Annotated in this window: 9 protein-coding genes and 1 riboswitch; of the genes, 1 reads left to right on the top strand and 8 read right to left on the bottom strand. The window is 43.0% G+C overall.

What is annotated here, in order from left to right:
• Positions 1-2: 2 nt before the first annotated feature.
• The 6 genes from J2Z34_RS15550 to J2Z34_RS15575 all read right to left on the bottom strand — a co-directional run bounded on the left by J2Z34_RS15550 (position 3) and on the right by J2Z34_RS15575 (position 6,450).
• Positions 3-713: a F0F1 ATP synthase subunit A gene (locus tag J2Z34_RS15550; RefSeq protein ID WP_209460789.1), complete on the bottom strand. Its 711-nt coding sequence runs from the start codon at positions 711-713 to the stop codon at positions 3-5.
• Positions 714-717: 4 nt separating this feature from the next.
• Positions 718-1,086, bottom strand: coding sequence for a hypothetical protein (locus J2Z34_RS15555; protein ID WP_209460790.1), 369 nt, complete (start codon positions 1,084-1,086; stop codon positions 718-720).
• 695 nt (positions 1,087-1,781) lie between these two features.
• Positions 1,782-3,620, bottom strand: coding sequence for an ABC transporter ATP-binding protein (locus J2Z34_RS15560; RefSeq protein ID WP_209460796.1), 1,839 nt, complete (start codon positions 3,618-3,620; stop codon positions 1,782-1,784).
• Entirely contained in the window at positions 3,617-3,991 is a 375-nt protein-coding gene (locus J2Z34_RS15565; RefSeq protein WP_209460791.1) for a MarR family winged helix-turn-helix transcriptional regulator, read from the bottom strand. Before J2Z34_RS15565 ends, J2Z34_RS15560 begins: the two co-directional genes overlap by 4 nt.
• A gap of 433 nt (positions 3,992-4,424) precedes the next feature.
• Positions 4,425-5,036, bottom strand: a complete 612-nt coding sequence (locus tag J2Z34_RS15570) for an acetate uptake transporter (RefSeq protein WP_023387938.1) — start codon at positions 5,034-5,036, stop codon at positions 4,425-4,427.
• 199 nt (positions 5,037-5,235) lie between these two features.
• A complete protein-coding gene (locus tag J2Z34_RS15575) occupies positions 5,236-6,450 on the bottom strand; it encodes a Fic family protein (RefSeq protein ID WP_209460792.1) in 1,215 nt (404 codons plus the stop codon).
• A 1,166-nt stretch (positions 6,451-7,616) separates the two neighbouring features.
• Between J2Z34_RS15575 and J2Z34_RS15580 the strand changes: the two genes are divergently transcribed.
• On the top strand, positions 7,617-8,645 hold the full coding sequence (locus tag J2Z34_RS15580) for a PTS sugar transporter subunit IIC (protein WP_209460793.1): 1,029 nt from the start codon (positions 7,617-7,619) through the stop codon (positions 8,643-8,645).
• Positions 8,646-8,682: 37 nt separating this feature from the next.
• On the opposite strand, the gene J2Z34_RS15585 is transcribed toward J2Z34_RS15580, so the two are convergent.
• Both J2Z34_RS15585 and J2Z34_RS15590 read right to left on the bottom strand, forming a co-directional pair.
• Positions 8,683-9,384, bottom strand: a complete 702-nt coding sequence (locus J2Z34_RS15585) for a DNA alkylation repair protein (protein WP_209460794.1) — start codon at positions 9,382-9,384, stop codon at positions 8,683-8,685.
• Positions 9,385-9,393: 9 nt separating this feature from the next.
• Entirely contained in the window at positions 9,394-10,575 is a 1,182-nt protein-coding gene (locus J2Z34_RS15590) for a chromate transporter (RefSeq protein WP_245250845.1), read from the bottom strand.
• Positions 10,576-10,724: 149 nt separating this feature from the next.
• A riboswitch (Fluoride riboswitch) is annotated at positions 10,725-10,798 on the top strand.
• Positions 10,799-10,919 lie beyond the last annotated feature (121 nt).

Consider the following 10,919-nt stretch of genomic DNA (forward strand, 5'->3'; position numbering starts at 1 on the left):
ATTTATTCGTGATGGCCTGTTGCTTCGTCGCTCACTATCTTAATCTGTACCATAGTGAGGAATGTGAATATGACTGCCTGAATCAGGCCGTCGAAAATGTCGAAGTACATATGAAATGGTATAGGTATGAGAAGCTGAGCAAAGAAATTCAGCTCATGCAGTGCTCCATAGATCAGTGACATTACTGTCGTTGCAGCTACCACGTTACCAAAAAGCCTTAAGCTTAGCGATACAGGAAGCAGCAGCCTGTCAAGGAGAGTAATCGGGAACAGGAACGGATACGGCTTGAAGTATGACTTGATATAGTTGCCAAGTCCTCCATTCCTTATTGCAGTAGCCTGCACGACAACAAATGACGTAAGTCCTAATCCGAGTGTTGTCGAGAAGCTGGTGGTCGGTGGTTGTATCCCTATGAGTCCGACGAAGTTCACCAGTATGAGGAACATGATTATCGAGCCGATGAAAGGCACGAAAGACATGAACTTCTCACCCATGTTGTCGCTTACGAGTCCGTATATGAAGTTGTAGGCGGCTTCCATGATTACCTGCTTCTTTTTCTCGGGTATGACCTTAAGGTCACGCGTCAGAAAATACACGACCAGCATGGAAATAAGCACAATAGCCGTGGTAACAATCATCGGCTGAGTTAGTGCAATGCCAATACCTGCCAGTTCGAACTCCAGAATCGGTTCTGCGGTCAAGAATTCAACCATTGAATCACTCCCTTTCATCCTTTATTTTTAACGAGTAGATGATTAGCGCGACAAAGTTCATTATGAAACCGCCCATATACGCCAGGACATACATCCTGTCCATCCTGAACAGGAGACCTCCAATAAGAGCCACCGCAAGGATCCTTGCAAATGTCGACAGACCTCCCCAAAGTCCGGATATCCTTCCAGTCACCGAAAAGCTGGCAACGAAGGCAGACAGGCTGAAATTAACTGAAGACACAATGCTTCCAATTAAAAAAACCAGCCCCATCCGATATCCGGCAAAAAAGCCAATGATGATTGCTGCAACGGAGGACACTGCCATATTGATCCACAATACTCTTAAAGCCATTGATTTCAACGATTTGTCCATAAAGACTCCTTTGTCAATAGTTAATTATATTCCTGTCAATCGAAGATATCAAGTTGCCCAAGAATTGTACAACGTTTACAAGTTTAACTTTTAACAAAAAACTTGAATGTAGTTTGAAATACCATGTTTAAAATACCGTAAACACTTGGAAAATCAATATTTTCCGGGAATAAAACTCCTCCTTTTATTCTAATCTTAACCTATTTCACAAAAAATAATAAATTGTTAACTTTTCATCATTATCATGGTAGTTACAGCCTGAAAAGTTCAATAAAGGTACATTCCGAACCCAAAAAAACACAATATCCATCAAATTTACAGGATAAGAATCAGACCGTGTCAGGCTGATATTTCCCTGACACGGTCATTTAAATCATTTTGTTTCTTTAAGCTTATAGCACAGGTATTTGCAGCTAAGAGGCTTCTCTCAATCAGTGTTTTTTATGGAAATGACTGTCTTCTTGGTATTGTCAGTAACTTCTCGTTTGAACTCGGTGGTTTGGTTTTCAACAAGCATGAAACACATCCTGCTATTATGCTAATTAAATATACATCTGATGATTATTATAATCATTATCAGGTGATTATTAACATAACGAACAGAATCCATAAGGAATGCGAAAGGAAATCCTGAATATTGCCTGGAAAGCTTAAGGGGCAGGCAACTGAAAAATCAGCTGTCTGCCCCTTGTTACTTATTGTTTGCCTGCCGCATCAGGCACAAGACGGAACTGCGTTTCATATAGCTCCGCATATAGCCCGCCGGCTTCAATAAGGTCATTGTGCACGCCTCTCTCAGCTATTTTTCCATCACTCAATACAAGTATCTCATCTGCTGCAAGGATCGTGGAAAGGCGGTGAGCAATGATTATGCTGGTGTGTGATGCAATCAGAGGTTCAATGGCCTGCTGAATCAGGTTCTCCGATATTGAGTCAAGGGAAGAGGTTGCTTCATCGAAAATGAGCACTGAAGGATTTTTTAAAAGCACTCTCGCTATGGATATTCGCTGCTTTTCTCCACCTGAGAGCTTCAGCCCCCTGTTGCCGACAATTGTATCATAGCCATCAGGCTGAGCTTCAATGAAGTCATGTATGTTAGCCTTTCTGCATGCCTCTTTTAGCTCATCAAGTGTTGCATCCGGCTTAGCATATAGTAGATTGTCCCTTACTGTGCCGTTGAAGAGGTAGGTGTCCTGCGTCACAACGCCAACATTGCTCCTGAGGAAGCCAAGGTCCAATTTCCTCACATCAATCCCGTCAAAGCTGACTACGCCTTCTGTAGCATCAAATATTCGTGGTATAAGGTTTATGATTGTGCTCTTGCCTGCACCGGACGGCCCGACTATCGCTATGCTCTTCCCGCTCTCAAGGGAGAATGAGATATCCTTAAGTATCGGGCGTTCCGGTTCATACTCGAAGCTTACATGTGAAAAGGTAATGTTGCCTTCAGATCTATCAGGAATGATGGCATCAGGAGAATTCTTTATTTCCACCGGCATGTCAAAATAGTCAAATATCCTTGTAAAAAGTGCCATAGACCTTATCCAGTCAACCTGGATGTTAAGCAGCGAATTGACAGGAGAATACATCCTTCCCAGAAGTGCTACGAGTACTGTAATGTCACCCACAGTCAAATCAGCATCATACCGCATCATAAGAATACCTCCAATGAGATATATGAGCATCGGGCCAATGCTTGAAAAGGTCCTTAAAACCAGTCGGAACCATCTGCCGGCCATGTTTTCCCGGATATTCATCCCGATCATCCGATGGTTTGCAGCTTCATAGCGTTTATATTCATGGCTCTCCATGCTGAAGAGCTTCACCAGCATCTGGCCGCTGACTGAAAGAGTCTCATTGAGAATGCCATTGATTTCATCGTTGCAGGCCTGAGCTTCCCTTGTAAGCGTCCACCTGGCCTTTCCCACCCTTTTGGTAGGAATCGTGAAAAGCGGCACGATCAATATCCCTACTGTAGCGAGAATCCAGTTCTTTCTGTACATGGCCACAGTGGCAGCTATCAGCGTTATGGAGTTTGCAAGTATGCTTGTGAGAGTATTTGTTATAATCTGCTGGACGCCTGATATATCGCTGGTCATGCGGGTTATGATGTCACCCTGGTTATTCGTTGTGAAGAACCGGTGCGACATTGACTGAAGATGCCTGAACATCTTGTTCCGCATGTCAAAGGTTATATGCTGGGCAATCCAGGTGTTAAGATAGCTCTCAAGCACTCCAATCAGGTTTGCACCGAGAGTCACCAGGAGTGAAAGAAAGGTCAGAGAAATTAGCGAATTCAGATTGCGTCCTATAAGTCCATCGTCTATGATCCTTCCTGCAAGTATTGACGGTACGATTCCCAAAATGGAGGAAAGCAGTATCGCCACCAGCACAAGCACCATCTGCTTCCAGTATGGAATAAGATATGACCCTATACGCCTCAGAAGTTTTCCTGTGACTTTCGGCCTGTTTGCTTTCTCCTGTTCGGTAAGGAATCCACGGCTCCCGCGGCCAAAACCTCCCCCTTTATTCATCTCCATCTTCTGTCACTCCCGTGATTATGTTTACTATTTTCCGGATTTTCAGGAAATGTTATCTGCTCTAGTCCGTCAGAGAGCTTCTCAGCCAGCTGTGTAAAAGTCTCAGCCTCTTCTACAGTAAGTATTTCCCCGATTGCTTCATTGAAGCGTTTCCTGTCCTCACGGATCGCTTCCAGCTGAGCTATGCACTTTGGCTGCAGCTGTACTATGAATACACGCTGGTCAAGCGGACTCCTCACACGCAGAAGCAGCTGGTCATGCTCCAGCTCTGCAAGCTTCTCATTTAGTGATGATGGTCTTAAATCCAACTGCTCGGCAAGTTCTCTTGTTGAAATCCCCTCATTAGATTGGATGATATTCAGCATTCTATATACCCCCCGCCCCATATGTGTCCTACCAGTATTTCGGCGGCGCAGAAGTCTCATCACCCGGTCAAGTGAAGCAAGCATTGCTTCCTGATTCATAAATTTCATTCCTTTTTTATTTGACAGGTACCTGTCTATTTTCTAAATAATACAACAGGTACCTGCTATATTCAAGGATTACTTTACAATCGGCCAACACAAAGAACTTGCTATCCTCTGCTGACTATAAATTGAAGTCTGCTTACAAACTTAATATCCATATTTCCCAAAAGACAAGTTCTGGAAAATATCACTGCAACAGGGTTTAAGTAATATTTTTCATAGAGCAAATATTTATAATCTGATCTAACCTTCAAGATAATCCGAGATTCCTGCAAATGAAATACAGCTCAGGGTAAAGCTGAGCTGTAAATAAATGCCTGTTATTCAGATGCTATTTGAATATTCCGAAAGGCTTTCCTACTGGGAGAACCAGCTTTCCGAAATGCACGTTGAGAACCGCAGCTGCAGCTCCGTAGAAGGAAAGCAGCGCTATTCCAAGCTCTGACCATGCAGCAAGTCCGTGTGTGAACTCGTGCATGATTCCGAATGATGATAGTGTAAGCCCTATGAAAAGGAGGTCTATGAGGCAGAATATGGTGAACAGGACCTTGTGGGTCTCCATGGCACCTACCGTCATAAAGACAGAGAAAATGAGATATCCAAGGAATGCAACGCCAAGCTGTCTCGGATCTGCTGCAGCCTTAAGTGCTTCACCGAAGAATCCAGCCTGTACGAGCCAGGTCATTGCCACTCCAAGCCAGAAGAACGCATATCCTCCGAACGCTGTCATACCGAATGTGTTGTTGTGCTTGCCATCCATGATGCTTGCATAAAGCTGTGCGCATGCGCCCAGGAATATCGCCCATGGAATTACCAGCGACGTGCCATGAGTAAGCCCAAGCTTCTGCGATGACGCTACCAATGTTACCATGGCAAGCCCGAAAAGTCCCAACGCCGATGGATCTGCTACTACCACTTTTACCTTCTGAATCCTGTCTTCCATAAATCCTCCGAATATACTATTATTGCCTGCAGTCCAATGATTTTGACCGCAACTACAAGTATATTTTTTAACAGGTCGGGTGTCAATAGGCTTTTGAGTCAACATGAAAATTCTGTCATGCCATGCCGGTCTACCGGCTAACTCTCACATGACCCTGTCAAAATGAAAATTAGCGCGTCCTTGATATACTAATTATATATTATTTTGAATCAACTATTTCTTTTTCGAACTCTCTGCTAATTCTGTGAATGCTCGGCCTGCTTTTCGTTTTTTCCGCATAACCTTTGTTTATAAGGCCATCCATTGCCTTACCAAATTTGAACCTTGTTATATTCAACATCTTCTGGATTTCAATATCTATTGTTGTTGACCGGAAGACCCATGATTGGCAAAGCATGTGCAAGACTTCCTTCTCCAAAGCTGAGTCAAAATCCATCCTACTCATTAGACTATTTACTTTTTCCAATAGCTCAATGCTTCCATTCAACTCCTCCATTAGCTTTAATTGACCCTGATGGACGATCTTAAGCATTTGAAAAACAAGCATTGTGCCCTCACCTCTATTGTTTGGTTCAGATGTCTCGGTGAAGGCTTCATAGTATTTCTTTTTAAAGCTGTTGACCATATGTGAGAAGCTTATCGCAGTTAATGAGTCAAGTTTTGCAGCCATGTACTTGCAGGTTATGTAGCGACCAATTCTACCGTTTCCATCATAGAACGGATGAATATATTCAAAATAGTAATGTGCAACCATAATTTTAATAAGGTAGGGATAGTCTTCCGAATTCAAGATTTCAATGAATTCCTGAAGTCCCTTTACTATCGATGCCTCATCTGGATTCCCTCTGTGCAGTATTTCAAGCGAATTATTATGGATATATACTTCTTTGGTCCTGAACATTTCTCCATCAGGCATATTCGATTCCGATATCTCTTCAGCCAACATCTCATCATATATTTTCCTTATGTCTGAGACATTTTTAATGGGTGAAAAGGGCTTATAAAAAAGTGAATGATATGAGTTCGCGATCCCCTTAAAACGAGCGTGTTCATGACTTTTCAGCGTTACTGTCGAAATAGCATCCTCTATCTCACGTTTTGTGCTTAGCACCCCTTCAATTTCATTCGTACTCATTATTTCATCAAGCAGAACCTTAAGAAAATAGCGTTCTTGAGCAGCAACCGGCAGTTTTGACAAGATGCTGTTTATTTTCGAAGTGTTCTCTTCGATTTTTTCTTGCAGCATATCCAGCTCGTTATTATTGACTACAAAAATCTCATATGACTTTGAAAGTCTTAATCCTCGCTGCAGTGGATTGATTGAAATTCCTGTTTTATATGTGCAATAATCATTAATTCTTCTTTGGTACTCCTGTTCCATTAAAGCTGGACTATCATAGTTTATAATCCTCAAAGCCTTATATTTTTGCAATTACAACACCTCTCCTTGCATCTTATTTTAAATATACAGTAAATATTAAAATAAGAAAATATAAATTTTGATTGTAATGAAAATATCACGAGAAATTTCATTTTAAAATCCCATCTAAGTTCAAAACAACATCCCAACAACAACCCTCGGTTTGGGATAGCCATAATGCTTAATCTAGATACAAAGATGCTGATACTGATGCTTATCAGTTGTTACAATTATCAGATTAACAGACTTCCAATTATCTTAGGTACTATATTATATCCAGTTTTCATCAACTCATATTTTATATAACTATACTCACCTTACGGTAAAACATGCACTTCAAGTTCGACCAAAACTGCACCTGATATACCTAAAAATATATATGATTGACAAAAATATGCACAACGAAAAATGGAGCATTAGCGAGCAAGAGCAAGTTTGAGGAAGTATCAGAAAGCCACATGCTCGTTATCTGATTTTTCAGTTAATTCATCATTTGCCCTGGAATCCCGCATATCATATAATACATACAAGAAGAAGTTCTAATACAATTCGAGAATAAACATTTTGAAATGGCTGGCATTGAAAAACCTGCGGTAAGACTAACCAAACCAACCAACCAACTAAACCAACCAACTAACCAAACCAAACCAGATGATCAAGACCATCAAACCAAGATGACTAAACCACTATTACAAGATGACCAAAAACCATCAAGAAAGTGTTATTTAACCATCAAGACAAGATGACCTAAACCATCAAGACCTACCCAATACCGCACGTGTTAGACATACGAACCTTGAGAAAGCAAGTATGTTGCAAATGCACAGAAGATTCAAGATACTGTAGCAGGACATCTTCAATGGTTAACCAAAACTGCACCTCCTGAGATAACAAAAGGCACAAGTTGTCATAGGTGTTGAACGCTCAGAACTTGCAACAGAGGTAACCGAAAAGAAAGGAGTGTACATTGATTAGTACACTAAATACCATACCAAGGCTGGGATGAATTCCTACTATCAGGACCGATGTGGTTATGATAAGCATAAAGAATTCATCTCAGCTGTTTTTATTTGAAAATAAATCCCATTGATATTCCATTAAAAATAAAATATCCTTAACCCATAGGGAATCACTCGCCTGCAAGGCACAAGGAGGATCTTATGGCAAAGACTAAGAAGATTCCAGATATCAGGGGATACCTGGTTAAGGTATTGAACGGGATGGCCCTCGGGCTCTTTTCATCTCTTCTAATTGGACTAATAGTCTCCCAGATCGGCAAGATACTGGGAATAGCTTTCATGGTCAATTTCGGAACCATCGCTCAAGACCTCATGGGTCCGGCAATAGGTGTAGCTGTTGCATACAGTGTAGGCGCTCCACCGTTGGGAATCTTCGCTTCTGCAGTAACCGGCGCAATAGGCGCAGGAACTGTACGATTCGTAGATGGAGCAGCCCTCATAAGGATAGGTGAACCTGTAGGTGCATTCGTTGCAGCTCTTGCAGGAGCAGAGCTTTCAAAGAGGATAGCAGGCAAGACTAAGGTGGACATAGTCCTTGTACCCCTCTCAGTAATTGTAGCTGGAGGACTTATCGGAAACTATATCGCTCCCTACATAGCGACATTCATGACCTTCGTTGGCAATCTCGTAAATCTTGCTACAGAGCTCCAACCCATACCCATGGGAATACTGGTATCGACAATAATGGGAATAGTCCTCACGCTTCCTATCAGCTCAGCAGCCCTTGCAGTCTCGCTAGGTCTATCTGGCATAGCGGCAGGAGCAAGCACCGTAGGCTGTGCCTGCCAGATGGTAGGATTTGCAGTAGCCTCATTCAGGGAAAACGGCGTAGGCGGCCTCATATCCCAGGGATTGGGCACATCAATGCTTCAGATCCCGAACATAATAAAGAATCCGAAGATATGGATACCCCCAACACTGTCAGCGGCAATACTGGGGCCGGTGGCAAGCTATGTATTCAAGATGGAGGGAACGAAACTTGGTGCAGGCATGGGAACTTCAGGGCTTGTCGGACAGTTTGCAACAATCGATGCCATGGGGTCAAGCTCTAGGACGCTGATGCTCATTGCCCTCTTGCACTTTATACTACCGGCAATACTTACGCTGATCTTTTCCGAGATAATGAGGAAGAAAGGCCTTATAAAACCTGGAGACATGAAGCTGGGATAGAATATCAGGAGCCCATGGCACACGCCATGGGCTCCTTTCATCTTTCCATTTTCTTGATCTTCTTCCCTACTCTATCCTTATACCTTACGAGATAATCAGTTACAGTCTGAATATTGCAGTTGTTTTCAGCTATTGCCGGCTTTATCTTTCCAATATTCTCACTGGCTTCCATGACATAATCATAGAGTGGTGCTACATAAAGTCCTGTGAGAACCAGGAAGTTCTTCATTGCATTCTGAAGATGCACACCTTCATCCTGTATCCTTTCTGCGGCATCATCCACTATTTTCCTTATCTCATCCAGGTCAAAGGCTTCATCCTCCATGAATGAGAACATGGTAGAAAGTGTCCCATAACCTGCGCATGCAGTCATCTCGTCATCGCTTCTTATCCACTTCCTTGCAGCATCAAGGCCTAAATCTGACTTTGCTGCAACCACAGGCACACACCTTTCAGACAGCATGCTCCAGTATGCCATAGAAACCCACAAGTCCAGAGTCTCCATATCCATCTTCGAAGCATCAGCAATTTGACCAGCAAGATACATGGCATCAGAGTTGCCTGAGTCATATAGCTTTAGAGCAAGCTCATGGTCCTTTTTCGTCTTCCTGATGATTTCCTTCAGGTCTCCTGTCTTCACACCAAACAGAGGCTCCTTCGCGCCGTGGGAGATATATATCTTCTTCGTTGCTGCATTTCCCTTTGACTTCAGATATTCCATGACCTCATTAAGTTCCATAATCGTCTCCTATATCAGCTGTGCAGCGTATCCAATTAGACCGCCTGCAACTATAAGCCATGCAGAATTTAGCTTTGTCCTCATCAACACCGCAAAGGATGCAGCAAAAAGCGCTATTGTTAGCGGGTCCACCAGGGACTCCATTCCGAGCTTCAGAGTAACCGAAGCCATGAGACCCATTGAAGCGATGTTCACTCCATCAAGTATGGCAGAAAATACTTTAGAAGACCTCAGCTTCGGGATCACAGGATTGAGCAGCCAAACAAGAAGGAACGATGGCAGGAATATACCAATGGTTCCGGCTATGGCACCCGGTATTCCCTGTATAAGGTATCCTACGAATGTGGCTGTGGTAAACACCGGACCCGGAGTGAACTGCCCAACAGCAACCGCATCAAGCAGCTGCTGGCTGGTAATCACACCAAACCTGTCGACGAATTCAGACCGAAGGAATGCAATAAGTACATATCCACTTCCATAGAGTACAGAGCCAATCTTAAGGAATGTGAGAAATATACCCGATACCTCCATATTTCCCTGTGGCTTTTGCAAAGCTGCTGTAATCCCTGCCATCGGCATGTACCACAGGGAGAAAAGCTTTCCCTTTAAAAGACTGCTGTTCCTTATGACGAGCATAGCAATTCCTGCCATCAGAAGGAGAGGAATCTCCTTCACTCCATACAGTGAAAGCCCGACAACCACAACTACGAAAACAGCGGCGAGTGGGCTCTTGATGACCGACTTTCCAAGCCTGTAAAGCGCCTGGAGTATTATAGCCATGATTACAGCCTTGATCCCATAAAGTGCACCTGTCAGCTCTGGAAGCGAGCCATATGACACATACATCCAAGCGAAGAAGAGTACTATGAGCATGGCTGGAAGTATGAAGGATATTCCTGCTATAAACAGTCCCGCAAGACCTCCCCTGTCAAATCCCAGATGAATCGCAAGCTCAGTCGAGTTAGGTCCCGGGATAAGGTTAGTGGCACCTATAAGGTCCATGAATTTCTCACGGGATAGCCATTTTCTCTTCTTTACCACCTCTTCGTCCATCATGGCTGTATGTGCCGCAGGACCTCCGAATGCAGTTACCCCAAGCTTCAGGAACACACTGAATATTTCCTTTAGCCTCTCTTTCTTCTCATCAGGGGGAAGATCCCTGTATCTCATCTCATTAAAATCTTTTTCCATAAGTACCTCCAAAATTTGCAACATTTACTGTTCTTTCCATTATACATAGGACACAACCTATATGGTATTAATTACCATATTGTTTTCCGAAAATTAACGAATGGAACACTGAAATTAACATTGCATACACACCGGTTGCCATGCTAATATTTCTACAGGGGAATGAACGTCTCCCTTGGCTGATGCCAGAACCGCATTTTGTGCTGATGACTTCTGTGATCTCTGATCCGGAACCATCGGCTTTTTTATTTAAGGAGCATTCCTGTAATGAAAAAACCTGAACTTTGAAAAAGGAGACCCATAGCAATACAATGAAAGTGTGCTGATCCAGGACAAGAAAGGCA

Origin of the sequence: Youngiibacter multivorans, assembly GCF_017873395.1 — a bacterium.
GTDB classification, from domain to species: Bacteria; Bacillota; Clostridia; order Clostridiales; family Clostridiaceae; genus Youngiibacter; species Youngiibacter multivorans.

Coding starts and splice junctions, on each gene's coding strand:
- J2Z34_RS15550 (WP_209460789.1), bottom strand. CDS start 713: ATGGTTGAATTCTTGACCGCAGAACCGATTCTGGAGTTCGAACTGGCA.
- J2Z34_RS15555 (WP_209460790.1), bottom strand. CDS start 1,086: ATGGACAAATCGTTGAAATCAATGGCTTTAAGAGTATTGTGGATCAAT.
- J2Z34_RS15560 (WP_209460796.1), bottom strand. CDS start 3,620: ATGAATAAAGGGGGAGGTTTTGGCCGCGGGAGCCGTGGATTCCTTACC.
- J2Z34_RS15565 (WP_209460791.1), bottom strand. CDS start 3,991: ATGCTGAATATCATCCAATCTAATGAGGGGATTTCAACAAGAGAACTT.
- J2Z34_RS15570 (WP_023387938.1), bottom strand. CDS start 5,036: ATGGAAGACAGGATTCAGAAGGTAAAAGTGGTAGTAGCAGATCCATCG.
- J2Z34_RS15580 (WP_209460793.1), top strand. CDS start 7,617: ATGGCAAAGACTAAGAAGATTCCAGATATCAGGGGATACCTGGTTAAG.
- J2Z34_RS15585 (WP_209460794.1), bottom strand. CDS start 9,384: ATGGAACTTAATGAGGTCATGGAATATCTGAAGTCAAAGGGAAATGCA.
- J2Z34_RS15590 (WP_245250845.1), bottom strand. CDS start 10,575: ATGGAAAAAGATTTTAATGAGATGAGATACAGGGATCTTCCCCCTGAT.